This is a genomic window from Kitasatospora sp. NPDC059408 (genome assembly GCF_042751525.1).
Lineage (GTDB): Bacteria > Actinomycetota > Actinomycetes > Streptomycetales > Streptomycetaceae > Kitasatospora.
In genome coordinates this window covers 108,811-133,194 of record NZ_JBHYWI010000008.1, presented here as the reverse complement: position 1 = coordinate 133,194, position 24,384 = coordinate 108,811, and the positions used below count along the sequence as shown (strand labels likewise).

Sequence of the window (24,384 nt, the reverse complement as noted above, 5' to 3'; positions counted from 1 at the left end):
CGTGCTCAGCCGTGCGCCTGCTGCGCGTGCCGGGGCAGCAGCCCCACCAGCGCGAAGACGATCAGGTTCAGGCCGGCAGTGATGGCGAGGACGACTTCGGCGGCGTCGATGCTGGAGTGCGGCGAGCCGTGCCCGGCGCGGGCGAAGAACACCGTGCCGAGGGCGGCCACGCCGATCGCGCCGGCGAACTGCTGGACGGCGTTGAGGGTGCCCGCGCCCGTGCCGACCTCCTCGGTCGTGGCGTCGCCGAGGATGTAGTCGACGAGCGGGACGAAGACCATGCCGGAGCCGAATCCGGTGAGCAGGAGCGCGGGCGCCAGCTTCCAGGCGGAGAGGTCGGTGCCCCAGTGGGCGGTGGACCACCACAGCGCCAGCAGGCCCACGACCGCGATCGCCAGGCCCAGGTGCAGGGCGGCGCGCCCGAGCCGCACGGCCAGTGACCGGCCCGCGAGCAGGACGGCCAGGGCGGTGCCGAGGGCCCACGGGATCAGCGTGAGGCCGGTGTGCAGCGGCGACCAGCCCAGGCCCTGCTGCAGCAGCAGGTTGACGGTCAGGACGAACGCGCTCAGCGCGGCGTAGAAACCGCCCGAGACCATCAGGCCGACGACGAAGCCGCGCTTGCGGAACAGCGACGGCGTGATGACCGGGTGCGCGCTGCGCCGCTCGAAGCGCGCGAACAGGGCGAACAGGACCGCCGCGCCCGCCATCATGGCGTAGCTCCAGGCGGGCCAGCCGTGCTCGCGGCCCTGGATGAGCGGGACGATCAGCAGTGCCGACGCGGCGGTGAGCAGCCCGACGCCGACCGGGTCGAGGCGGGCGGAGCGGTCCTCGCCGCCGTGCGCGGGCAGCACGCGCCAGGCGATCGCGAGGGCGACGACGCCGAAGGGGATGTTGATCAGGAAGATCGGGCGCCACTCGCTGCCGAAGAGGTTCAGGTGGAGCAGCCACCCGGCGAGGATCGGGCCGGCGACGGTGGCCAGGCCCATGAGGGGGCCGATGGGCGTCAGGGCCTTGCGCAGCTGGTGGGGCGGGAAGACGATCTTCACCAGGGCCATGCCCTGCGGGATCATGACCGATCCGCACAGGCCCTGGAGCGTGCGGGCGGTGATCAGGAGGGCCGGGTTCGGGGCCAGTCCGCACGCGAGCGAGGCCAGGGTGAAGCCGGTCAGGCCGAGCAGGAACAGCCGCCGGCGGCCCAGCAGGTCACCGAGCCGTCCGGACGTGACGAGGCCGAGGGCGAAGGCGGCGGTGTAGGCGCTGAGCACCCACTGGAGCGTGGACTCGCTGCCGCCGAGGTCGGCGCGGATGGAGGGGCCGGCGAGATTGGCGATGCTGGCGTCGATGAGGTCCATGACGTCGGCGAGGAAGACGACGACCACGACGAGCCACGCGGTGCGCGGGGGCAGCACGGTGCTGCCGGTGGTCGCGGGGGATCGGGAAGTGAGCTGGTCAGTAGACACGAACACCGTTCTACAGCAGATCGCTGTTCCGTTCAATACGAACACCGTTCTTAGTGGCGTGGAACACCGTTCGCAGGTTGGTTAGACTGCTCGCATGGCACCCACCCCGCAGGAGCGACGCGCAGCGCGGCACCAGCTCGGCACCGACGCGGACGCGCCGGGCGTCCGGCGCGGGCCGTCCGCCGGACGCAAGAAGCCGATCACGGTCGAGGCGATCATCGGCACGGCGTTCGCGATGATCGAGGAGGAGGGCTTCGAGGCCCTCACCATGCGGCGCCTCGCGACCGCTCTGGAGACCGGGCCGTCCTCGCTCTACGCGCACGTGGTGAACAAGGACGACCTGGACGAACTGCTCATCGGCCGCCTGTGCGCCCGGATCGACCTCCCGGAGCCGGACCCGGCCCGGTGGCGGCAGCAGATCACCGGCGTCTGCACTCAGCTGCGCGACCAGTACCTCCGCTACCCCGGCATCTCCCGGGCCGCCCTCGCCGCCGCCCCGTCGGACCTCGACACCCTCCGGGTCGGCGAGGGCCTGTTCGCCATCCTCCTCGCCGGCGGCGTCCCCCCGCAGGCCGCCGCCTGGGCCATGGACTCGCTGATGCTCTACGTGAACGCGTACAGCCTTGAGCTCTCCATGGCCGACAAGCGCCACGAACGCGGCGACGGCGCGTGGGTCGTCGAACGCGACGAACTCCTGCGCCGCTTCGCCGCCCTCCCCGACGCCTACCCCCAGACCCGGCGCTACGCCGAGGAGTTGACGGCCGGCACCACCCACGACCGCTTCGACTTCACGCTCGGCCTGATGCTCGACGGCATCGAGAGCGCGCGGTCCGGCCAGTAGGACGAACGGCGCGCAATGCGGCCGCCCGGCCGCGAGCAGGATCCCTACCAGCCCCACTCCACCGGGCCGACCGGCTGCAACCCGGCCTGCCGGGCCAGCCATTCGGCGCGCTCCACGTCGCCCTGCCGGAAGGTCGCGGCAGTGGGCGGCGGACGCTACTGCGTCGGCTCCACCGCGATGTCGCTGAACACCGCCTGGGCGTCCTCCGTGTAGGCGCCGATGCTGCCGCTCGGGTACGGGCGTTCCTCGTCGTCGTAGGAGACCAGGCCCTTGCCGTCGACGCTCACGTCCAGGTGGGCACCGCGCTGGACCACCTTGACGTCGGACCAGTCGCCGACGGGGAACTCCTCGGCGGCCGTCGCCAGGAAGCGCTGGCCGCCGGGGTAGGCGGGGTCGCGCTTGCCGAGCTCCCAGCCGTTGGGCTTGAGGATGAGGTAGTAGAAGTGGTCCGGGTCGGTGTACGCCCACACCAGCCACGGCACCTCCCAGGGGTTGGGCGTGGGTGTGCGCAGCTGGGCGACGGTGCGCATGCGGGCCTGGAGGCTCATGTCCCCGTACTGCCGCGTGGACACGATCAGTCCGGCGTGGGTCTCGTCCGGCTGCCGCGCCGGCTTGGGGGAGAGGGCCAGGCCGTTCGTGAAGCCGGTGTTCGCGCCGTGGCCGTCGAAGACCGACCGCCAGGGGCCGTGGACCGAACCGTCGGTCCACGGCCGCACCGGCTCCCCGTACTCGTCCCCCCAGATGGCGCTCACCGCGAAGGCGAGCCCCGCCACCGCGGCGGCGGAGAGGAGGAGGACGGTGAGGAGCCGGTGAACTCTCGTCATGCCGTCGAGTATGACTCCGGACCCTCGGGCTGGGGGACGGCGAGGGGGGCCGGTGCGGGCGCCGGGTCGGCGTCGACGCCGAAGTCCTCGGCGAGTTGGGCCAGGATCCGGGCGGTGGCGTGCCCGTCGCCGAAGGGGTTGCCGGCCCTCGCCATGCGCCGGTACGCGTCGTCGTCGTCCAGCAGGCGCATGGCGGCGTCCAGGATGACGTGCGGTTCCGTGCCCACGAGTTGGGCCGCGCCGGCCTCCACGGCCTCGGGCCGCTCGGTGGTGGTGCGCAGCACGAGGGCGGGCTTGCCGAGGGTGGGGGCCTCCTCCTGGATGCCGCCGGAGTCGGTCAGGACGAGGTCGCAGCCGGCCAGGGTGGCGGAGAAGTCGACGTAGTCGAGCGGTTCGACGATGCGGATGGCGGTGTGGCCGGACAGTTCGGGCAGGAGGGCCTCGCGGACGGCGGGGCTCTTGTGGAGCGGCAGCACGAGTTCGACGTCGCCGCGGTCGGCGAGCCGGCGCAGGGCCTTGCCCATGGCGCGCATCTTGTCGCCCTGGTTCTCGCGGCGGTGCAGGGTGACCAGGACGCGGCGCCGGCCGTTGCTCTCGAAGTGGTCGCGGCCGGCGCCCTGTTCGAGCACCCACAGCAGGTTGTCGATGACGGTGTTGCCGGTGACGAACACCTCCGCCTCCGGGACGCCTTCGGCGGTGAGGTGTCCGGCGGCGCGGGGGGTGGGCGCGAAGTGCCAGCGGGCGATGCGCCCGATGAGGCGGCGGTTGAGCTCCTCGGGGAAGGGGTTGTCCAGCACCCCGGTGCGCAGCCCGGCTTCGACGTGGGCGACGGGGACGTGCTCGTAGAAGGCGGCGAGGGCGCCGGTGAGCGCGGAGGTGGTGTCGCCCTGGACGACGACGAGGTCCGGGCGTTCGGCGTGGACGACCTCGCCCAGGCCTTCGACCAGACGGGCCGTCAGCTTGGACAGCTCCTGCCGCTCTCTCATCACGTCGAGCTCGAACTTGGCCTCGACCTGCAGCAGTTCGAGCATCTGCTGGAGCATCTCGCGGTGCTGGCCGGTGGAGACGACGAGGGGCTCGAAGTGCGGGGAGGCGGCCATGGCGCGGACGACCGGCGCGAGCTTGATCGCCTCCGGGCGGGTGCCGAGGACGAGCATGGCGCGGACGGGTGTGGTGTTCGCGTTCGGGGACATGAGTCTCCAGAGAGGGTGCCTGCCGACGGGCAGGGAGGGTTTTCCGCACAGGGTTTTTCCGCACGTGCGCGGAGGGTCGTGCGTGCGCACGTGCGTGGACGGTGCTGAAGGAGACGGGCGTTCGTGTGTCGGGTGCGCGTGTGTCGGGTGCGCGTCAGGTGCGCGCGGTCTTGAGCCAGGTCTGCTTGCCGGTGAGCATGCGCCACAGGCCCCACCATCCGGCGGCGAACCAGATGTAGCCGTAGATGACGAACACGTGGGAGAGCAGGACCGCGCGGACGAGCCCGAGCCCGCGCTCGCGCCGGAAGTAGACCCAGCCGTAGGCGTACGCCGCGGTGAACGACAGGACGTACGGGCCGACGATCCACATCGGCGACACCAGCGGGTGCCCGGCCTCGACGGAGCCGAGGAGGACGCCGCCCGTGGCGATGACGAAGGACAGCGGGAGCAGGGAGGTGAGCAGGATCAGGACGGGGCTGGAGAGGTGGTACAGCAGGTCGATCGCGGGCTTCGTGGGCACCTCGCGCAGGATCAGCGGCACCAGCCGGGCCGACTGCAGGTGGCCCTGGAACCAGCGGGAGCGCTGGCGCACCAGCCGTCGCACGTCGAGCACGGCCTGCTGGGAGACGGCGGCGGTGGTGCAGTGGTGGTTGGTCCAGCCGCCGGCGATGAGGCGCACCCCGAGGTCGAGGTCCTCGGTCAGGGAGTCGCTCCACGGCCCCGAGCCGTCCTCCCCGCAGAGGGTGTCGAGCGCGGAGAGTCGCATGAACTGCCCGTTGCCGCCCATGCCGACGCTGCCGAAGTAGCGGCGGGCGGACTGGAAGATGTCGCCGTAGATGACGAACTCCATGTCCTGGAGGCGGGCGAGCAGGCCCTGCTGACGGTTGTACATGCGCACGCCGATCTGGGTGGCACCGGTGCGCGGGTCGTCGAAGTAGGGGTCGACGGCCTGGACGACGTGCGGGTCGAGGCGCCCGTCGGCGTCGACGACGCAGACGATCACCTCGCCCGGGTCGCGGCCGTCCAGGATGCCGGACTCCCGCAGGTGGCGGATGCCGGCGTTGAGGGCGGCGCCCTTGCCCTTCCGGGCGTTCGGCAGGTGCCGCTGCAGCAGCTTGACCCGGTCGGGGTCGGCGGCGCGGGCGATCTCCGCGGTGCGGTCGTCGGACGCGTCGTCGATGACCAGCGCCATGAAGCTGGTCGCCGGCAGTGAGGTGATCCGGGCCAGGCTCTCCGCGAGCACCTTCTCCTCGTTGAGACAGGCGAGGAGGAAGACGTAGAGACGCTCGGCCTGCGGACCGCGGTCGTTGCGGACCCTGCGTCTGGAGAGGACGAAGAGAGTGGCGTTGTAGCAGCCCGCCATCACGATGATGGCGACGCTCGACCAGAGAAGGACCTCCGTGATCACGGGCGATCACCGGAGCTCCGGAACGCGAACCAGAATTTGACGAGAAGGAGAATGGTGGCTGTCGAACAGTAGAGCAGGAACCCGGCACCGGCCGCTTCCTGCAGTCCCCTGGCGAAGGGTACGCCCGGCAGAACTTCTGGGGCCGCCATCAGTCCGGCCAAGGGCAGGACTATCCCCAGAACGGGTTTTCCGTACATGAGATCCCCCCGGATTTCAGCCCGCCCGTCGGTCCGGGGCGTGCGGTCGGAGGCTATCAGATGACAAGCATGCTTAAGCACGTGATCACGAAAGGCTGTGAATCGGAATATTAAATTCCGTGAAACGGCGGTGAACCGGCCCGATCGGGCGTTCGGTAGGCCGATGATCGTTTCATTGCCGCAGGCCGAGGGCCGATGATTGGCCGAATGTAGTGCCATCGGAGGGCGTGCGTTCCGCGTCGTGGACGCCGGCTCCTCCATGCGAAGTCGACCGTCGAAAAGTGCACGGGCCGGACCGAGAAATGCTGTTGACACTCCTTGCGCCCGGCGTGAGAATCGGCGAAATGCCGGGGCTTCACCGCCGTGCCTTGCCATGTCTTCACCAGATTCACCGGGGGGTGTCTGGGGTGCGGGACCGGCGAAACCCATGAATCAGGGGGGACGACAATGAGCAAGGCGAGAGGGAGAATCCCGGTTGCCCGGGTCCCGCTCATTCTGACCGTGATCACCGCCCTGCTGGGCGGTGTCGGACTTTCCACCGGTGCCGAGGCGGCGGGCGGCGCCGGGAATCCGGCCGTTCCGTCCGGCGGGCTGCTCGCCGCCGCCGCGTCCGGTCCGGCCACCGGGGCCGGCGCCGCGGACCTGAACGCCTGGAGCGCCGCCCAGCGGGTGAACGACCTCAAGCGCCGGGCGCACCGGCTCCCCGTCATTCCGGCGGCGGCCCCCGCTGCCGCGGTCGCGCGCCCGTCCGTCCAGGCCCCGACCGCCGCGGCCGGTGCCTCGGTCCTCGTCCTCTACGACACCACCGGCCCCTACGGCTACCTCGGCGAGCTCTACGCCATGGCGACGGCCAACCTCGCCGGCCACTTCGGCACCGTCACCGCCAAGCCGGTCTCCGCGTACACCCCCGGCATGGTGGAGCAGTACTCGGCCACCTTCTACGTCGGCTCGACGTACTACGGCGGCTCCATCCCGGACGCCGTCCCGGCGGCGTTCTACCAGGACGTCATGACGACCGCCAAGCCGGTCGACTGGATCGGCGACAACGTCTGGAACATGGCCAACGCCGTCGGCATCGAGAACTTCAAGAAGAAGTACGGCTGGGACCCGACCAACTCCTACTTCTCGACCAACGGCAGCGTCGGGACCATCAACCAGGTCACGTACAAGGGCCAGACGCTGACCCGGAAGATCCCCGCGGGCGCGGACGGCGGCGTGCTCCACCCCGCCCTCTCCGGCGCCGGCTACCCGCAGGTCACCCAGCTCGCGCTGGCCACGGACGCCTCCACCGGGGCCGTCACGCCGTGGGCGATCCGTTCCGCCAACCTCACCTACGTCGGCGAGATCCCCTTCGCCTACGTGTCCGAGTCGGACCGCGTGGTCGCGTTCGAGGACCTCCTCTTCGACGCCCTCGCCCCGGCGGCCACCGAGCGCCACCGCGCGTTCGTGCGCCTGGAGGACATCAGCCCGGGGTCGGACCCGACCGAACTGCGCACCATGGCCGACTACCTGGCCTCGCAGAACATCCCCTACGGGATCAACGTCATCCCCGTCTACACCGACCCCCGGGGCGTGTACAACAACGGGACGCCCCAGACCATCACCCTGGCCCAGGCCCCGGACGTCGTCGCCGCGCTCCAGTACATGCTCGCGCACGGCGCCGTCCTCATGAACCACGGCTACACGCACCAGTACGGCAACGTCAACAACCCCTACACCGGCGTCACGGCCGACGACTTCGAGTTCTTCCGCTCGCACGTCGACGCCGCCAACAACGTCGTCTACGACGGGCCGCCCGCCGAGGACTCCACCGCCTGGGCCCAGTCCCGGGTGACCGCGGCCCTCGCCGGCTTCGCCGCGGCCGGCCTGCCCAGGCCCGCCCTCTGGACCACCCCGCACTACGCCGCCTCGGCCGCCGACTACCGGGTCTTCGGCCAGAACTACACGGCCCGGCTGGAGCGTCCGCTGTACTTCGCCGGAACGCTGAGCGGCGCGCCCGTGAACCCCGGCCGCTACATCGGGCAGTTCTTCCCGTACGCGGTCAAGGACGTCTACGGTACGACCGTGCTCCCCGAGGACATCGGCAACTACGAGCCCGTGCCAGTCAACAACCACCCGGCACGGCTCCCGGCCGACCTGATCAACTCGGCCAGGGCCAACCTCGCCGTCCGCGACGGGGTGGCCAGCTTCTTCTACCACCCGTACTACCCCGTGGCGCCGCTCCAGCAGACGATCGACGGCATCAGGGCCCTCGGCTACACCTTCGTCGGCCCGATGGACCTGGCCAACTGAGCGGCCCGAACAGGTGAGGAGCTCTCAGCAGTGAACCCGGTGAAGAGGTCGGCCGCCGCCCTCGCGGTGCTGGCCGTCCTCTTCGTCGCCGCCGGATGCTCCGCGGAGTCCGGCGACGACGAGGACAAGCCCAAGCCCAGCCCCTCCTCGGCCGGTGCACCACCGACCGGCCGACCCGACGACGGGAAGACGAGCGAGATGCGCGGCATGACGCTCCCCTCGTGGAACACCGACGACTACGACAGCCCGCAGGCCGCGACCTACATCCAGCAGATCGCCGCCACCGGCACCCGGTGGGTGACCTTCACCCCCACCTGGTACCAGGACCGGGTCACCGACTCGGCCATGCGCACCACCGACGAGACCGCCGCCGACGACAGCCTGCGCAACATCATCCGCCTCGCCCACGACGCGGGCCTCAAGACGATGATCAAGCCCCACGTCGACCTGACCAAGGGCGGCGACCGCGCCGAGATCAGGCCGTCCGACCCGGACGCCTGGTTCACCGCCTACCAGGGCCTCATCACCCACTACGCCCAACTCGCCACCGACAACGGCGTCGACCAGCTCTCCGTCGGCACCGAACTCGCCGGCACCTCCCAGGACGGCGCGCACTGGAGCAGCGTCATCGCGGCCGTCCGCGACCGCTTCAAGGGCCCGCTGACGTACGCCGCCAACTACGACGAGTACAAGAAGGTCCCCTTCTGGAAGGACCTCGACGTCATCGGCATCGACGCCTACTGGCCGCTGACCGACAAGGCGACGACCGACCCGGCCCAGCTGCGCCAGGCGTGGCAGCCCATCGCCGACGAGCTCGCCGCGTTCTCCCGGAGCCGGCAGCGGAAGATCCTCTTCACCGAGGCCGGCTACGTCAGTCAGCGCGGCACGACGACGGCCCCCTACTCCTGGACCGTCAGCAAGCGCGACGGCGACGCCGAACAGGCCGCCGCCTACGAGGCGTTGCTCGCCACCTTCGACGGCAAGCCCTGGTGGGCCGGCGTCTGCTGGTGGATGTGGGACGACTGGCCCGACAGCGGCGAGACGAAGAAGAAGCTCGCGTACACGCCCCACGGGAAGCCCGCGGAGGACGTCCTGAAGAAGTGGTGGACGCAGGCGGGGTGACGCCGTCGCGCGGGTAGGGCGCAGGGGCGCGGCCGGAGCGCCGCGCGGGCGGGGCGGCGCCGGGCGGGCAGAGTGGTCGCATGCAGGAGCACGAGGAGACGCCACAGGAACAGCGGGCCGGCTGGTTCGAGCTGTTCTTCGACCTGGTGTTCGTGGTCGTGGTGAGCGTGCTCGCCCAGGGGCTGCACGGCGACCCCGGGGCGAAGGAGTTCGGCACGTTCCTCGTGCTGTTCTTCCCGGCCTGGTGGGCGTGGGCGAACCTCACGGTGACGATCAACGTGGTCGGCTCGGACCGCCCCCGCGGCCAGGCCCTGCTCCTCGGGACGATGCCCGCGCTCGGCCTGATGGCCGCGGCGGCGCCGGAAGGGCTCGGATCGCGGGCGTGGGCGTACGCGCTGGGCGCCGCGTGGGTCCGGCTGGGGTTCTTCGCGATCTGGCTCGACCGGGCGCGGCGACCCGGGAGCCCGCTGCCGGTCTGGCGGCCCGTCCTCTACTGCCTCCTGCCCGCGGTGCTATGGGCCGTCTCCGCCGCCGTGCCGGGGCCGGGCAGGTTCGTCCTCTGGGGCGCGGCGACGGTGCTGGAGGTCGTGCTGCTCTCGGTGCGCGCCGGGATCAGCGCCGAGTTCTACGCCCGGCTGTCGGTCGAGCACCTCGTCGAGCGGATCAGCCTGTTCGTCGTCATCGTGCTCGGCGAGAGCGTCTACACCATCGGCGTCACCCTGTCCGCCCACTTCACCCGGGCGTCGGGGGCGACGGCGCTGCTCGCCTTCGTCGTGGTCGCCGAACTCGCGATGGTCTTCTTCATCTGGGGCACGACGGAGGCGGCGCGCGGACTCGCGCACGTCCAGGCCGAACGGTCCGACCGGGCCATCCGCGACACGGTGATGTACCTCCCGTTCGTCCTGGTCTCCGGCGTGACCGTCATCGCCGCCGCCCTCGGCACCGCCGTGGCCGCGCCCACGCACCACCTGCCGGTGGGCGCCCGCTGGGCGTTGTGCGGCGGCGTCCTCGCCTTCTACACCGCCAACGCCGCCATCTCGCTGCGCTACGGCGACGGCCCGCGGACCGTCCTCGGCTGGTACCTGCCCGCCCTGCTCCTCACCCTGGCCGGCCTGGCACCGGCCTCGGTGTTCCTCCCCGCCTGGGCTGCGGTGGCCTGCGCGGCCCTGGTGGTGTTCGCCCTCGCCAAACTCGCCCGCCACCGCAGCGCCGCCCGACGGGGCTGACCGGCCGTCATCGTTACGGCGTAGCGAACTGACTGCTCGTATTCCGTTTATGGGGATGTGGAGGCGGTGCGGAACGTTGATTCGTCGCGTTCCGTTCAAGCGCCGCTTACTCCATCATGGAACGGTGTCCGGCGCGCCTACGCGCGTAGCACCGCCCCCCTGTACCCCCACTGCACGGAGGACTTGACCCATGCTCAGACGCCTCGACACCATCCGCCCCCTCGCCCTGGGGGCGGTCGTCCTGACCGTCCTCGCCGGATCGAGCGCCGTCCCCCACCGGGCCGCCGCGGCGCCGGCCACGGCGAACGCCACGACCGCCCCGGCCGCGACCGCGCAGCACCGCGTCCTGTTCGACAACAGCAAGGCGGAGACCGCCGGCAACGCGGACTGGATCATCAGCACCAGCCAGCCGGACCCGCTCGCCGAGAACGCCAACCCGCAGTCGGAGACCGACTGGACCGGCGCCATCTCCGCCTGGGGCGTGGCCCTCCAGAAGACCGGCCAGTACAGCCTCAAGACGCTGCCGAGCGGCTCCACCATCACCTACGGCACCGGCGGCGCGCTGGACCTCGCCAACTTCGACGAGTTCGTCCTGCCCGAGCCGAACATCCGGCTCAGCGACTCCGAGAAGACCGCCGTCATGACCTTCGTCCAGAACGGCGGCGGCCTCTTCCTCATCTCCGACCACACCGGCAGCGACCGCAACAACGACGGCTGGGACTCCCCGGCCATCCTCAACGACCTGATGACCACCAACTCGGTCAACAGCAACGACCCGTTCGGGCTCTCGGTCGACCTGCTCAACATCCAGACCGACAACCCGCGGGCGATCAGCGACGCCGCCGACCCCGTCCTGCACGGCCCCTTCGGCACCGTCACCGGCAGCATCATCCGCAACGGCACCACCTTCACCCTCAAGCCCGCCGACAACCCCTCCGTCAAGGGCATCGTCTACCGCACCGGCTACTCCGGCACCACCGGCGCGTTCTTCGCCACCAGCAGCTTCGGCAAGGGCCGCGTCGCCATCTGGGGCGACAGCTCCGCCATCGACGACGGCACCGGCGAGCCCGGCAAGACCGTCTACAACGGCTGGAACGACCCGGCGGGCACCGACGCCGCGCTCGGCCTGAACGCCACCGCCTGGCTCGCCGGCAGCGGCAGCGGCAGCACGACCGGCAGCGTCACCCTCACCAACCCCGGTGCCCGCACCGCCACCGCGGGGACGGCCACCAGCGTCCAGCTGTCCGCCACCGACACGGCCGGCGGCACCCTGACCTACGCCGCCTCCGGTCTGCCCGCCGGCCTGGGCGTCAACGCCACCACCGGCCTGATCAGCGGCACGCCCACCACCGCCGGCAGCTACTCCGTGACGGCCACCGCGACCGACTCCACCGGTCCGTCCTCCTCCGTCACCTTCACCTGGACCGTCCAGCCCGCCGGCGGCGGCAGCGGCTGCACCGCCGCCCAGCTGCTCGCCAACCCGGGCTTCGAGGCCGGTTCGACGGCCGGCTGGACCGAGACCAACACCAGCGGCACCAGCACCATCAACAGCAGCTCCAGCGAGCCGCCGCACTCCGGCACCTACGACGCCTGGCTCGACGGGTACGGCACCACCAATACCGACACCCTCGCCCAGACCGTGACCCTCCCGGCCGGCTGCAGCACCTACAACCTCAGCTTCTGGCTGCACATCGACACCGCCGCGAGCAGCACCACCGCCTTCGACAAGCTGACGGTGACCGCGAACGGCACCACCCTGGCGACCTACTCGAACGTCAACGCGGCCGCCGGCTACCAGCAGCACACCCTCGACCTGTCCGCGTACGCCGGGCAGAGCGTGACCCTCAAGTTCAGCGGCTCGGAGGACTACACCAAGCAGACCTCCTTCGTCCTCGACGACACCGCCGTCAACGTGGCGTGATCCGGCCCCGGTTGCCCTCCTTCATGAGAAGGAGGGCAACCGGCATGAGAGTCCGCGACATTGACGACGGCTCAACACCGCCACTGCTAGCCTCGGCCCATGTCTGCGGAGCAATTCCTGACGCTGGACCCGGCCTCGGCCGACTTCGTCGTCGACGTCTCCAACGTCGTCCGCGACGACGCCCTCCTGAGCGCCCGGAAGGCCGACCTGGAGCGGCTCACCGCACTCTGCCGCGCGCTGGCCTCCCACGTGGGCGACCACACCCTGCAGATCTACGCCGTCGTCGACGACTCGCTGCTCACCGACTCCTACCTCACCCGGGCCGAGCGGGCGCAGCTGCACGACTGGGTCGAGGCCGGTCTGATGGAGCCGCGAACGGTCGCGGACGACCGGCTGATAGAGATCGCCGACCTCTCCGGCGTCTCGGTCGTGAGCGACGACGGCTTCGTCGAGTTCCACCGCCGCTACCCGTGGATCTCCGGCAACCGCGACCGCTTCGTGAAGCCCGTCCCCCTGCCCGGCGGCCGGGTCGGGATCGTCCGGCGGGTCATGCCCGTGCCGGAGGACTGGCAGATCACGCGCAAGGAGGAGGAACGCCTGCTGCTCTCCGCCGGGATGCTCGACCGGCGCACCGGCAGCGGCCCGCGCCGCGAGTTCCTCGAACGGCTCTGGCGCTGCCCGGAGCGCGGCTGCCGGCTCTTCGAGGGCGGGCGCCGGACGGGCGCGGGGCAGGCGCTGCCGCGGCACGACCGCGGCCGGGCGGTCTGCCCGACGCACCGGCTGCCGCTGATCGACCGCGGGCCGCGCCCGAGCCAGGTCGAGGTCAAGATCCACGTGAACGACGAGGTGCAGACGCGCGTCGTGGTCGTGGCCGGCCACGACGTCGTCGTCGGACGCGACCCGGTGGCCCGCAAGGGGCAGCGGGCCGTCCTGATCGGCCCGTGGCTCACCGGCGCGGCCACCCACCTCGTCAGCCGCTCGCACGTCCGGCTGGCCTGCCACGACGGCGTCCTGGAGGCGCACGACACGAGCACCAACGGCTGCCGGGTCCGCTCGGCCGACGGCACGGAGCGCGAGGTCCGGCCCGGGCGGACGTGGCAGCTGCGGCGCGGGCAGCGGCTGCTGCTGCACGAGTCCGTGTGGGTCGAGATCAGCGGCCGGACCTTCGTCTTCGAGGGCGAGACGCCCCTCCCGAAGGCGCCCGCGCGCAGCGAACCCTCGGGGCCGACGATGCTCGGGCAGATCCTCCCGAAGCAGGACCACCGCAAGGGCAGGCGCCCGACACGCTGAGGACCGGTGGTCACCGGGTGGTCACCCGGGGTGGTCGTGGGCGGTCGGGGCGTTCCGGCGGGATCATGGGAGGGTGATCCCGAGCGGGGTGCGCCGATGAACGTGATCACCGACTGGCTGCGCGGACTGTCCGGACCGGTGGTGTACGCCGTCGTCGCGACGCTGGTCTTCGCCGAGGACGCGATCTTCGTGGGATTCGTCGGCTTCGTCGTCCCCGGCGAGACCTCCGCCATCCTCGGCGGCCTCCTCGCCCACCAGGGCAAGGTCTCGCTCGCGTGGATCACGGTCGCCGTCGTCGGCGCCGCCATCCTCGGCGACTCCGTCGGCTACGAGATCGGCCGCCGCTTCGGGCCGTCCCTCCTGCACACGCGCGCGCTGCGCCGCCACGAGGAACGGATCGACAGGGCGCGGGACTTCATGAGCCGACGCGGTTCGGCCGCCGTCTTCTTCGGCCGGTTCATCGCCTTCCTCCGCACGATGGTGCCCGCACTGGCGGGCACCTCCCGCATGCCCTACCGCCGCTTCCTGTTCTACAACGCCGTCGGCGGCATCGCCTGGGGCGTCGGCTGCACCCTCCTTGGCTACTTCGCCGGCGCGGCCTACCGCCGGGTCGAGGGCGTCGCGGGCCGCGTCGCGGCGATCGCGCTGGCCGCCCTCGTCGTCATCGCCATCGTCGTGTGGCACCTCCGCAGGCGCCGTGCGCGGCGCCGCGAGGAGAAGTCCTGAGGCCTGCTCCCGCTCCTGGGGGCGCACCGGCGGAATCCCGCTCGTCCCGGACGGGTTCGTGTGGCCGACGTGCCGCGAGTGCGGCGGGGCCGCGTTCCTCTGGCAGCGGTGATCCTCCGGGTTCCGGGCCCCACGTTCTAGGTGTTCCGACCCGTGCGGTCGTCCCGCTGGCGGAGCCAGGTCCGCTTCGAGAAGAGGCGCAGCGCCGCGGCGAAGGGGTGCTCGGCCTCGATCCGGGCGGCCTGCTCGGCCGCGCCGGGGTGGCCGCGTTCGTCGGCCCAGCCGTACCACTCGATGGCCGCCCGGTACGAGCCGTTGTGCTCCAGCGCGCGGGCGCCGTCCAGGATCGCCCCCAGGTTGCCGGCCTCGCCGGCGCGGTGGAGCCAGTCGAGCGCGATCCGGTGGTCCTGGGCGGTGTCCGACTCCAGGTGGAGGCGGGCCAGCTTCCGCATCGCCCCGGCGTCGTTCGCCGCGGCCGCCTGTTCCAGCCAGTGGCGGGTGCGGGCGGGGTCGAGGGTGGCCATGATCGACGCGGCGGCGCGGTCGCCGGCCTCGGCCAGGGCGCGGTAGCGCTTGACGGCCGCCCTTCTGAGCCGCTTGCGCTCCTCGCTCGTGGTGGCGGTCTCGTGCAGTGCCAGTGAGAGGCGGGCGACCTCGCGAGGTGCGGTGGGGTCACCCTGCTGCTCGGCCGCCAGGAAGCAGGTGAGTGCGTGTGCCGGATGGCCGTTGAGCTCGTGGAACTGCGCCTGCTCCCGGGCGGAGAGCGACGTGGAGGGGATCTGCACCTTCGCGGGCGCCTTCGCCGGCGCCTTGGCGGGCGCTTTTGCGGGTCCCTTGGCCGGCGCGGACGTCTTGGCGGCGGCGGCCTTCTTGGCGGGCTTCTTCGCGGGTGTCTGCACCGGTGCCTTGGCAGGCGCCTTCGCCGCCGCGCCCGAGGGCCCGGGGGCGCGCTCCAGCCCCTTGCTCAGCCGTTCCACTTCCTTGCCGGCCGCAGGGTGGCGCTTCTCGGCGGCGCGCCGGTACCAGGTGAGCGCCTGCTCGGCCCGGCCGGTCTGTTCGAGGAGCTCCGCGGCCAGCAGCATGCCGTGCGCGTGGTCGGCCCGGGCGGCCTTGAGGTACCAGTGCAGCGCCTCGGGGACGCGCGTCTCCTTGTGGTACCAGCTCGCGAGGTCGAACGCCGTGGCGCCCTCGTTGCCCGGTGGTGCGTCCTGGTAGGCGGTCAGGAGCGCGCGCTCGCGCCAGGAGACGCCGGTCTTGGGCCGGGTGCTCCTGAGCCGGGCCACGGCGTCGGTGGCCTGTTGGTTGGAGCCCTTGGCCGTGGCGCGCTCGAACCAGACCAGCGCCTCGGCCCGTCCGGCGCCGCCCGGTTCGGCCTCCGCCAGCGTGCCCAGGCGCATCATGGACTGGGACTCGCCGGCCCGCGCGGCCGACCGGTACAGCGTGACGGCCTCGGGCCCGCGGTGCGGGAAGTACCGTTCGATCAGCTGCGCCGCCTCGCGGGCGGCGGTCGTGTTGCCCGCCCCGGCGGCCAGCAGCAGCCAGTAGAGGGTGGCCTGCAGGTCGCCGGTCGCCCGCACGGCCAGCGCGACCTGGCGCATCGCGTTGGCGTTCCCGGCCTCGGCGGCGGCCCGCCATTTGGCCCCGGGCTCGCCGGCGTACGGCTTGGCGGGCTTCTCCTTCGGCGCCGCGGCTTGGGCGGCCGCGGGTTGCTTCGCCGCGGCTTGCTTGCCCGCGGGTTGCTTCGCCGCAGTCCCCTTCGCCACCGGTTGCTTCGCAGCGGGCTGCGTCGCGGCCGGTTGCTTCGCCGCCGTCGGCGGCTGCGTCGTCCCCTGCCGCTGTCCGCCGCCCGTCGGCGACGCCGCGAGGTCGTGGTCCTCGCGGTTCCAGTCGTCGGCGGTGGGTGAGAGGCCGGGCGCGGTCGGCGGCACGGTCAGCGATGGCCGCGGACCCGTGGTCGCGGGCCGGCGGCGCAGCGGCTCGCGCAGCTCGTTCGCGACCTGCCAGCGGTCGACGATGGCGGCCAGCACGGCGGAGGGCAGCCAGCCGGTGACGTCCGGTTCGGCGGCCGGCAGCAGGGCGGCGAGCCGGTCCGTGGTCGGCCGGTTCTGCGGGAAGGGCTCCAGGCATGGGCGGACCACTTTGGCGACCGCCGCCGGGAGGCCGTCCAGCCGGGGCCGGCCGGCGAGGATGCCGGCCGTGATCTCCGATTCGGAGCCGGCTCCGAACGGATGGCGGTCGAGCGCCGCGTAGGCGAGGACCAGCCCGAGGGAGAACACGTCTCCCGGCCGTTCCACCGGCCGGTTCCTCAGCTGCTCGGGCGAGGAGAACGCACGGGTGCCGGGGTTGCCCGCCCCGGTGAGGGCGGTCCCGTCGGTGCGGGTGAGGTCGCGGGCGATGCCGAAGTCGATGACGCAGGGGCCGTGGCTGTCCAGCAGGACGTTCGAGAGGTTGAGGTCCCGGTGGACGAGGCCGACGGCGTGGATCCGGGTCAGCGCGTCGACCAGCCCGGCCGCGAGGACCTGCCAGGTGCGCCCCTTCAGCGGGCCGCCGCAGGAGCGGAGCGCCGACCGGAGGTCGATGCCGCGCATGTAGCGGGTGGCGAACCAGGGCTCGTCGGCGGTGGTGTCGGCGTCGACGACCCTGGCCGTGTGCCGGCCGCCGACCGCGCGGGCCGCCCGCACCTCCCGGACGAAGCGTTCGCGGTAGGTGCGCTGGTCGCTCGCCAGGCGGTCCGGCCGGATCACCTTGAGCGCGACCTCGCGCCCCGCCCAGTCGCCCGGCTCGATTCGGCGGGCGTAGTAGACCGTGCCGTAGCCGCCCTCACCGAGTCTGCCGTACAGCCGGTACGGGCCGATCCGCTCCGGATCGGTGTTCCAGAGGTGTTCCAACTCTTCTTCCTCGTCGCCTCTTTGACTGTTCCGCCGGCCTGGACCGGGTCCGCCGTTCGCTCCGGGTCCGCCCGTCCGCTCCGGCTCAGCCCGGCCGGGTGGGCTCGTCGGCCGTGGGCGAGCGCCGGGGCGCCTTGGCCGGCACCGCCGCGGGGCGTTCCCCGGGCCACTGCTGGCCGCTGCGGCACAGGACGACGCCGGGGGCGATCAGGATCTCGTCGTCCGGGCCGAAGGGGCGGAACAGGGACTCCCGCGGGCGCTGCGGCGACTCCTCCCGCAGGCGCGGAAGGTCCATCCAGGCGGTGGGCCGCGCGCCGGGCCGGGCGGTGCGGATCGCGCAGCCGGCCAGGCTGGTGTCGAGCACCTGGAGGGCGCCCCGGCGGGAGGCCAGGACCAAGTGCTCGCGGCTGATCGGCTTGCGGCGCTCCTCGGCGAGGTGGCACGGCTCGATGCGGTCGAGGTTGGCCCGGCCGAGGACGAACTCCACGCTTTCGTCCTGCACCAGGTTGTGCCAGGCCCGGCACTGCCCGTCCACCATGACCTTCAGCTGGACGCGGGGACGGCGCGGCCCGCTGTCGGTGAGCAGCGTGCCGTGCGTGCGGCAGACCACCCGCCGGCGCCGGAAGGCCGGGGCGGGGTGGCAGCCCGGCAGGGGGCAGCGCCAGGAGCGCTCCAGCACCTTGCGCCGCGGCCGGCCCTCGAAGAGCATCCCGTCGCCCCGCAGCCGGTCCTTCTCGCCCTCGCGCGAGATCTCCCGGTCGGAGTAGACCCGCATGTCGCGCAGGACGAGCCGGACCGGGCCGCCGTGCGGGCGCACCGGCTTGAGGAAGCGGTCGCGGTTGCCCTGGATCCACCGGTGCTCCGCCCGGTGCCCGATGAAGTTGTCGCCGCTGACGACCCTGATGCGGTACTCGTCGGCCTGTTCGAGCAGGTCGAGGTCGGCGGCGCCGACCGAGGCGATCAGCCCCCGGTCCCGCCACTCGCGCAGCAGGCGCGGCTCGTCCGGGTGCGGGTACTGCCCGTCGGACTCCGGCCGCATCAGGCTGTCGTCGGCGATCGCGTGGACGGTGACCCGGTCGTCGCCGGTGAACTCCCGCAGGGCGCGCAGGACCAGGCGCAGCCGCCCGAGCGCCCGGGGCGCCTCCCCGCCGAGCGCGGTCTCCCGCACGACGTTCGACAGGTCGATCAGGTAGTCGACGTCCTCGGCGCCGCCGCGCAGATGACGCTCCATCCGCCGGAACTGCGGCTGATCACTGGCCACTTCCACTCCCGCACGCTCCCGCGCCCCGACCGGTGGTACGAGGCTAGCCTGATCGGGCGCGCGGCAAGGGGCAGTTGGTCGATCCCGCCGGGTCTCACCCCTGCCGGGCGGTTGCGCGACCCGCCGGCCCTACGGAAAGTCGTAACTCCCGGGGCCGGGCTCCTGCGGCGCGGGGAAGCCGGGGACGTGCGGCGGTCCCGAGTCGAAACCGCTCGACGCGATGCCGATGCCGACGACGACGACGAACAGCCCGACGACCATGAACACCACTCCCATCGCGACCTTCGCGCCGGAGGCCGCCGCCTGCCCGGCCGGGCTGCGGTCGACCGCCATCGCCACGTGCGGTTCGAGGGGCAGGTAGCGCACCGGCACGTGGTCACCGACGACGCGTGGTACGCCCGACGTCTCCTCGATGCGGATGTCGCGGCCGTCCGCGGTGCGGAACCCGATGATCGTGTGCCGCACGTGGCGGCCCGGGTCGGACAGGTCCGAGCCCACCCGCCGCTCGACCGTCACGTAGGTCTCCAGGCACCGCCCCTCGGCCGGCACTCCGTCCTGCAGGATCCGCGCCCGCCGGTTGGCCCCGCCTGCCACGCCGATCGCCGACGCCAGGCCCGCCCCGGCGAACACCAGCCCGACGATGACGAAGAACACTCCGATGAAATTGCCGCTCTCCGACACTCTCCATCCCCCCGTGGATGCCAGTCGAACGCATGAACTCCGCTGTCCAGGACGGACGTCGGGCGCCATCCGGTTCCCGCCCGGCGGAGCCGGTCGGCCGAAGCCGGTCAGCCGGAGCCGGTCAGTCGGGCCGGGAGTTCGCCGGCTCGCGGTCGGGGAAGGCGGCGAGGAGGGCGAGCCAGAGCTGGAAGCGGTCCTGCATGGACTGGAGGGAGCGGCCGGTGAGGCGTTCGATCCGGTCCAGGCGGTAGCGGACGGTGTTGCGGTGGACGTAGAGGCGGTCGGCGACCGCCTGGACCGAGCAGTCGGCGGCCAGGTAGGCGTGCAGGGTCGTGACGAGGTCGGCCTGGTTGGCCTCGTCGAAGCGGGTGAGCGGGCGCAGCACCTCGGTGGCGAGCTGCTTGAGCGGCAGATCGGGGCTGGAGAGCAGCAGGCGCGGCAGGTTGAGGGGGTCGCCGGTGTGGATGCCGGGGCCGCGGGTGAGGGCGGCCTGGGCCTCGAACCAGCTCCAGCGCAGGCCGTCGACGCCCCGGTAGCAGCCGCCGATCCCGACGGAGGCGCGGGTGTCGAGGCCGGAGAGGGCGGTGCCGAAGCGTCGGGCGAGGGCGTCGACGGGGGCGGACTGCGGGACCACCGCGACCAGGTACCGGTCGACGGCGGCGGTGAGCACGGGTTCGGGGGACTCGGGGTGCCCCGACGCCGGTGACGTGAGCCAGGCCAGCCGGGCGAGCCGCCGGTCGGCCGCCGGCCCTCCGCCGTCCGGTCCGAGACTGCCCAGGACGACCCGGTGGGCGGTCTTGGCGTCGAGCCCGAAGGCGGCGAGCCTGCGCTCGGCGGCGGCCGGGGCGATCACGTCCCGGACGATGTCCTCGACGACCTGGCCGACGAGTTCCCGCCGCCCGGCCAGGTGGGCCTGCCGGCGGGCCAGTTCCAGGCCGACCAGCCGCACCGCGTACGGCAGCACGTCCGCGGCGTCGCCGGCCGACCGCAGGCAGAGGAACGCCGCGAGCATGCCGTCGACCTGGACCGGCAGCCGGACCGGGCCACCCGGCGACTCCGCGGAGTCCGGTCCGGCCGCCCGGACCTCCTCGATCAGTGCGTCGGACCGCTCGGGGGCGGCGGCGAGGACCGTCCCGTGCCGGTCGAGCACGGCGACCTCGGACCCGCACGCCCGCCGCAGCACCCGCAGCAGCGCGCCGAGGCCCTCGCCGCCCAGCAGCGCCTCGACCAGCAGGTCGTGCTGGTCGACGAGCCGCCGCTGCGCGCTGTGGTCCTCGGCCGCGATCCGCTCGGCGACCAGGCGGTTCACCGCGATGAACGGCGTCTCGTACGGGACTTCCAGGACGGCCAGGCCCAGCCGCCCGGCCTCGGCCACCGTCGCCCGCGGGACGGTCGGGTGGCTCAGCCCGGTGCCGAAGCCGACCGCCGACGCGCCGGCGGCGGCCACCCGCTGGACGAAGGCGGTCTGGGCGGCGGCGGTCCGCTGCCGCAGGCCCGTGGTGAGGAGCAGCTCGCCGCCCGTCATCCACGGCGTGGGATCGGCGAGTTCGGTGACCGCGACCCAGCGCACGACGCGTTCGGCCCCGGCCGGGCCGGTGCACAGCCGCAGGCCGAGGGCCTCTTCCCGAAGCAGTTCGCGCAGGGTCACCGACATGCGCCGGACTGTAGCGCCGCACAACTCGGCGGCGGAAGACCGTGCGGGCGTCCATAGCCGGATCGGGGGAATCCCCCTAGGTTTCCGAGCGCCGAGCCGTTCGTCCGTTGCATGACACCCACCCGCACGCCACCTGCACGGCAGCGACGACGGGACACCGACCAGGAAGGCCGCAGGACTTGATGAGCGACGACCACGCGCCCCGACCGGCCCCGCCGCCCGCGGCGGTCCGGCTCGAAGCGCTCGCCAAGAGCTTCGACGGCCAGGTCCGCGCGGTCGACGGCGTGGACCTGGAGATCGGCGAGGGCGAGTTCTTCGCGATGCTCGGCCCGTCGGGCTCCGGGAAGACCACGGTGCTGCGGATGATCGCGGGCTTCGAGTCGCCGACCGCCGGCCGGGTCCTGCTGGGCGGGGCCGACGTCACCGGACTCGCCCCGTTCGACCGGGACGTCAACACGGTGTTCCAGGACTATGCCCTCTTCCCGCACATGACGGTCGAGCAGAACGTCGGCTACGGACTGATGGTCCGCCGGGTGCCCAAGGCCGAACGGGCGCGGCGGGTGCGCGCGGCGCTCGCGATGGTCCGGCTCGACGGCTTCGAGCGGCGCCGCCCGGCCCGGCTCTCGGGCGGCCAGCGCCAGCGGGTGGCGCTGGCCAGGGCGCTGGTGAACCGGCCGAAGGTGCTGCTGCTCGACGAGCCGCTCGGCGCGCTGGACCTGAAGCTGCGGCACGAGATGCAGGCGGAGCTCAAGCGGATCCAGCGCGAGGTCGGGATCACCTTCGTGTTCGTCACCCACGACCAGGACGAGGCCCTCACGATGAGCGACCGCGTCGCGGTGTTCAACGCGGGGCGGATCGAGCAGGTCGGCTCGCCCGCCGAGGTGTACGAGCACCCGGCCACCGCCTTCGTCGCGGGCTTCGTCGGCACCTCCAACCTGTTGGACGGCGCGGCGGCCGAGCAGGTCGTGGGCGAGGCGGGGCCGTTCAGCATCCGGCCGGAGAAGATCCGGATAGCGCACCCGGACGATCCCGCCGGGCCGGACGAGCTGTCGGCGACCGGGCGGGTGGCCGAGGTCGTCTACGCGGGCGGCCACACCCGGTTCCTGGTCGACCTGGAGGCGGGCGGGCGGCTGACCGCCGTCCGGCAGAACCTCGACGAGGGCTCGGCCGACGTCGTCCGCCACCGGGGCACGGACGTCGTGCTGGCCTGGCAGCGGAAGCACACCGTGCGCGTCGGCCGGTAATCCACCCCGCAGTTCCTCTCCCCTGAAGATCGGAGACATCCCATGCGCATCCCCTCGATCGCCCGCAGGGCGACAACCGCCGCGACCGCCGCGGTCCTCCTGCTCGCGGGCTGCAGCAGCAACACCGCGACGACCGGCGCCCACGGCCCGAACCCGCCGAACCTCCCGATGCTCCAGTCCCTGGGCGCCGGCGAGGGCCAGGTCAACCTCGTCGCCTGGGCCGGCTACGCCGAGGACGGTTCGGACGACAAGAACGTCGACTGGGTCCACCCCTTCGAGCAGCAGACCGGCTGCAAGGTCAGCACGAAGACCGCCGGCACCTCCGACGAGATGGTCTCGCTGATGAAGACCGGCCAGTACGACGCCGTCTCGGCCTCCGGCGACGCGACGCTGCGCCTGATCGCCTCCGGCGACGTCACCCCCGTCAACACGAGCCTCGTCCCGAACTACGCGGACATCTTCGAGGGCCTCAAGAACCAGCCGTGGAACTCGGTGGGCGGCCGGATGTACGGCATCCCGCACGGCCGCGGCGCCAACCTGCTGATGTACCGCACCGACAAGGTCTCGCCGGCGCCGGACTCGTGGAGCGTCGTCTTCGACGGCGCCTCGTCGTACGCGGGCCACGTGACCGCGTACGACTCCGCGATCTACATCGCCGACGCCGCGCTCTACCTGATGAAGACCAGGCCCGAACTCGGCATCAAGAACCCCTACGCCCTCGACCAGGCCCAACTCAAGGCGGCCGTCGACCTGTTGAAGGCCCAGCACAAGTCCGTCGGCGAGTACTGGAGCGACTACCAGAAGGCGGAGAACTCCTTCAAGACCGGCGACACCGTCGTCGGCACCACCTGGCAGGTGATCGCCAACCTGGCGCAGGCCGACAAGGCGCCGGTCCAGGCGGTGCTGCCGAAGGAGGGCGCGACCGGCTGGTCGGACACCTGGATGGTGTCGGCGAAGGCCGCGCACCCGAACTGCGCCTACCAGTGGATGAACTGGATCGTCTCGCCGAAGGCCAACGCCCAGGTCGCCGAATGGTTCGGCGAGGCCCCGGCCAACGCCAAGGCCTGCGACCAGACCGCGGACAAGAACTTCTGCACGACCTTCCACGCCACCGACGAGCCGTACTGGAAGAACGTCTACTACTGGACCACCCCGGTCAAGAACTGCCTGGACGGCCGCAGCACCCCCTGCACCGACTACGCCGCCTGGACCGCCGCCTGGACCGAGATCAAGGGCTGACCGGTGACGACCGACGTGGCCGCCCCGCCCCTGGCCCGACCCGGGCGGCGCGGCGGCCTGCGCCGGGCGGCGTCCGTCCTGCACCGGCACGCCGGCCTACGGCTCGCGCTGCTGCTGGCGGCGCCGATGGCCTGGCTGGTGCTCGCCTACCTGGGCTCGCTCGCCGTCCTGCTCCTCTCCGCCTTCTGGACGGTCGACGACTTCACCTCCGACGTCGTCCGGACCTGGAACACCGCCAACTTCACCACCGTCCTCACCGAGCCGGTCTACCGGGCGATCGCCCTGCGCACGCTCGGCATCGCCGCCGCCGTCACGGTGATCGACGCCGTGGTGGCGTTCCCGATGGCCTTCTACATGGCCCGGATCGCCCGCCCGCGCACCCGCAAGCTCCTCGTGGTCGCCGTCCTGACCCCGCTGTGGGCCAGCTACCTCGTCAAGGCGTACGCCTGGCGGGTCATCCTCGGCCAGGGCGGCGTGCTGGACTGGCTCGGCGCGCCGCTCGGGCTGTCCAGCCCCGGGTACGGCACGGCGGCGGTCGTCGTCGTCCTCGCGTACCTGTGGCTGCCGTACATGATCCTGCCGGTCTACGCGGGGCTGGAGAACCTGCCGGCCAACCTCCTCGACGCCTCCGCCGACCTCGGCGCCTCCGCCGGGCGGACGTTCCGCTCGGTGGTGCTGCCGCAGGTCCTGCCGTCGGTGTTCGCCGGCTCCGTCTTCACCTTCTCGCTGAGCCTCGGCGACTACATCGCCGTGCGGATCGTCGGCGGGAAGACGCAGATGCTCGGCACCGCGATCGCCGACAACGTGACCCTCGACCTGCCGCTCGCCGCCGCGCTGTCCTGCGTGCCCGTGGTGATGATCGTCGGCTACCTGCTCGCCGTGCGCCGCACCGGCGCCCTGGACTCGCTGTAGGGGGC

General features: G+C 72.5%; 18 protein-coding genes. 10 read left to right on the top strand and 8 right to left on the bottom strand.

The window, feature by feature from the left end; genetic code table 11:
* Positions 1-5: 5 nt before the first annotated feature.
* Positions 6-1,460, bottom strand: a complete 1,455-nt coding sequence (locus ACFXDE_RS08380; RefSeq protein WP_380492081.1) for a DHA2 family efflux MFS transporter permease subunit — start codon at positions 1,458-1,460, stop codon at positions 6-8.
* A 94-nt stretch (positions 1,461-1,554) separates the two neighbouring features.
* On the opposite strand from ACFXDE_RS08380, the gene ACFXDE_RS08375 reads away from it, so the two are divergent.
* Entirely contained in the window at positions 1,555-2,301 is a 747-nt protein-coding gene (locus tag ACFXDE_RS08375; protein ID WP_380492079.1) for a TetR/AcrR family transcriptional regulator, read from the top strand.
* A gap of 155 nt (positions 2,302-2,456) precedes the next feature.
* On the opposite strand, the gene ACFXDE_RS08370 is transcribed toward ACFXDE_RS08375, so the two are convergent.
* The 3 genes from ACFXDE_RS08370 to ACFXDE_RS08360 form a co-directional block, all read right to left on the bottom strand.
* A complete protein-coding gene (locus ACFXDE_RS08370) occupies positions 2,457-3,125 on the bottom strand; it encodes a family 16 glycoside hydrolase (protein ID WP_380492077.1) in 669 nt (222 codons plus the stop codon).
* Entirely contained in the window at positions 3,122-4,318 is a 1,197-nt protein-coding gene (gene wecB, locus ACFXDE_RS08365; RefSeq protein WP_380492076.1) for a non-hydrolyzing UDP-N-acetylglucosamine 2-epimerase, read from the bottom strand. The genes ACFXDE_RS08370 and wecB overlap by 4 nt, the downstream gene beginning before the upstream one ends.
* A gap of 154 nt (positions 4,319-4,472) precedes the next feature.
* Entirely contained in the window at positions 4,473-5,726 is a 1,254-nt protein-coding gene (locus ACFXDE_RS08360) for a glycosyltransferase (RefSeq protein WP_380492074.1), read from the bottom strand.
* A 698-nt stretch (positions 5,727-6,424) separates the two neighbouring features.
* Here ACFXDE_RS08360 and ACFXDE_RS08355 point away from each other — a divergent pair.
* The 6 genes from ACFXDE_RS08355 (at position 6,425) to ACFXDE_RS08330 (ending at position 14,500) form a co-directional block, all read left to right on the top strand.
* Entirely contained in the window at positions 6,425-8,215 is a 1,791-nt protein-coding gene (locus ACFXDE_RS08355; protein ID WP_380492072.1) for a DUF2334 domain-containing protein, read from the top strand.
* 30 nt (positions 8,216-8,245) lie between these two features.
* Positions 8,246-9,337, top strand: coding sequence for a glycoside hydrolase family 113 (locus ACFXDE_RS08350; protein ID WP_380492069.1), 1,092 nt, complete (start codon positions 8,246-8,248; stop codon positions 9,335-9,337).
* A gap of 80 nt (positions 9,338-9,417) precedes the next feature.
* Positions 9,418-10,563 carry a low temperature requirement protein A gene (locus tag ACFXDE_RS08345; RefSeq protein ID WP_380492067.1) on the top strand — a complete coding sequence of 382 codons (1,146 nt, stop codon included), beginning with the start codon at positions 9,418-9,420 and terminating at the stop codon, positions 10,561-10,563.
* Positions 10,564-10,753: 190 nt separating this feature from the next.
* A complete protein-coding gene (locus ACFXDE_RS08340) occupies positions 10,754-12,484 on the top strand; it encodes a putative Ig domain-containing protein (RefSeq protein ID WP_380492065.1) in 1,731 nt (576 codons plus the stop codon).
* A 99-nt stretch (positions 12,485-12,583) separates the two neighbouring features.
* Positions 12,584-13,774 carry a hypothetical protein gene (locus ACFXDE_RS08335; protein ID WP_380492063.1) on the top strand — a complete coding sequence of 397 codons (1,191 nt, stop codon included), beginning with the start codon at positions 12,584-12,586 and terminating at the stop codon, positions 13,772-13,774.
* A gap of 96 nt (positions 13,775-13,870) precedes the next feature.
* On the top strand, positions 13,871-14,500 hold the full coding sequence (locus tag ACFXDE_RS08330; protein WP_380492061.1) for a DedA family protein: 630 nt from the start codon (positions 13,871-13,873) through the stop codon (positions 14,498-14,500).
* 137 nt (positions 14,501-14,637) lie between these two features.
* Here the strand turns inward: ACFXDE_RS08330 and ACFXDE_RS08325 are convergent, their stop codons facing one another.
* From ACFXDE_RS08325 to ACFXDE_RS08310, 4 genes are all read right to left on the bottom strand, one after another.
* On the bottom strand, positions 14,638-17,388 hold the full coding sequence (locus ACFXDE_RS08325) for a protein kinase (RefSeq protein WP_380492059.1): 2,751 nt from the start codon (positions 17,386-17,388) through the stop codon (positions 14,638-14,640).
* Positions 17,389-17,473: 85 nt separating this feature from the next.
* Positions 17,474-18,649 (bottom strand): FHA domain-containing protein, encoded by a 1,176-nt coding sequence (locus tag ACFXDE_RS08320; protein WP_380492057.1) that lies wholly within the window; start codon positions 18,647-18,649, stop codon positions 17,474-17,476.
* Between the two features lie 129 nt (positions 18,650-18,778).
* Positions 18,779-19,330 (bottom strand): DUF3592 domain-containing protein, encoded by a 552-nt coding sequence (locus tag ACFXDE_RS08315; protein WP_380492055.1) that lies wholly within the window; start codon positions 19,328-19,330, stop codon positions 18,779-18,781.
* A gap of 121 nt (positions 19,331-19,451) precedes the next feature.
* On the bottom strand, positions 19,452-20,984 hold the full coding sequence (locus tag ACFXDE_RS08310; RefSeq protein ID WP_380492053.1) for a PucR family transcriptional regulator: 1,533 nt from the start codon (positions 20,982-20,984) through the stop codon (positions 19,452-19,454).
* Between the two features lie 182 nt (positions 20,985-21,166).
* On the opposite strand from ACFXDE_RS08310, the gene ACFXDE_RS08305 reads away from it, so the two are divergent.
* The 3 genes from ACFXDE_RS08305 to ACFXDE_RS08295 are packed head-to-tail and all read left to right on the top strand — an operon-like array spanning position 21,167 to position 24,379.
* Positions 21,167-22,228 (top strand): ABC transporter ATP-binding protein, encoded by a 1,062-nt coding sequence (locus ACFXDE_RS08305; protein ID WP_380492051.1) that lies wholly within the window; start codon positions 21,167-21,169, stop codon positions 22,226-22,228.
* 42 nt (positions 22,229-22,270) lie between these two features.
* Positions 22,271-23,467: an ABC transporter substrate-binding protein gene (locus ACFXDE_RS08300; RefSeq protein ID WP_380492049.1), complete on the top strand. Its 1,197-nt coding sequence runs from the start codon at positions 22,271-22,273 to the stop codon at positions 23,465-23,467.
* A gap of 3 nt (positions 23,468-23,470) precedes the next feature.
* On the top strand, positions 23,471-24,379 hold the full coding sequence (locus tag ACFXDE_RS08295; RefSeq protein WP_380442912.1) for an ABC transporter permease: 909 nt from the start codon (positions 23,471-23,473) through the stop codon (positions 24,377-24,379).
* The last annotated feature ends 5 nt before the right edge of the window (positions 24,380-24,384 follow it).

Excerpts from the sequence above, each read along its gene's own strand:
- ACFXDE_RS08375 (WP_380492079.1), top strand. The coding sequence starts at position 1,555 with ATGGCACCCACCCCGCAGGAGCGACGCGCAGCGCGGCACCAGCTCGGC.
- ACFXDE_RS08370 (WP_380492077.1), bottom strand. The coding sequence starts at position 3,125 with ATGACGAGAGTTCACCGGCTCCTCACCGTCCTCCTCCTCTCCGCCGCC.
- wecB (WP_380492076.1), bottom strand. The coding sequence starts at position 4,318 with ATGTCCCCGAACGCGAACACCACACCCGTCCGCGCCATGCTCGTCCTC.
- ACFXDE_RS08345 (WP_380492067.1), top strand. The coding sequence starts at position 9,418 with ATGCAGGAGCACGAGGAGACGCCACAGGAACAGCGGGCCGGCTGGTTC.
- ACFXDE_RS08340 (WP_380492065.1), top strand. The coding sequence starts at position 10,754 with ATGCTCAGACGCCTCGACACCATCCGCCCCCTCGCCCTGGGGGCGGTC.
- ACFXDE_RS08335 (WP_380492063.1), top strand. The coding sequence starts at position 12,584 with ATGTCTGCGGAGCAATTCCTGACGCTGGACCCGGCCTCGGCCGACTTC.
- ACFXDE_RS08330 (WP_380492061.1), top strand. The coding sequence starts at position 13,871 with ATGAACGTGATCACCGACTGGCTGCGCGGACTGTCCGGACCGGTGGTG.
- ACFXDE_RS08310 (WP_380492053.1), bottom strand. The coding sequence starts at position 20,984 with ATGTCGGTGACCCTGCGCGAACTGCTTCGGGAAGAGGCCCTCGGCCTG.
- ACFXDE_RS08305 (WP_380492051.1), top strand. The coding sequence starts at position 21,167 with ATGAGCGACGACCACGCGCCCCGACCGGCCCCGCCGCCCGCGGCGGTC.
- ACFXDE_RS08300 (WP_380492049.1), top strand. The coding sequence starts at position 22,271 with ATGCGCATCCCCTCGATCGCCCGCAGGGCGACAACCGCCGCGACCGCC.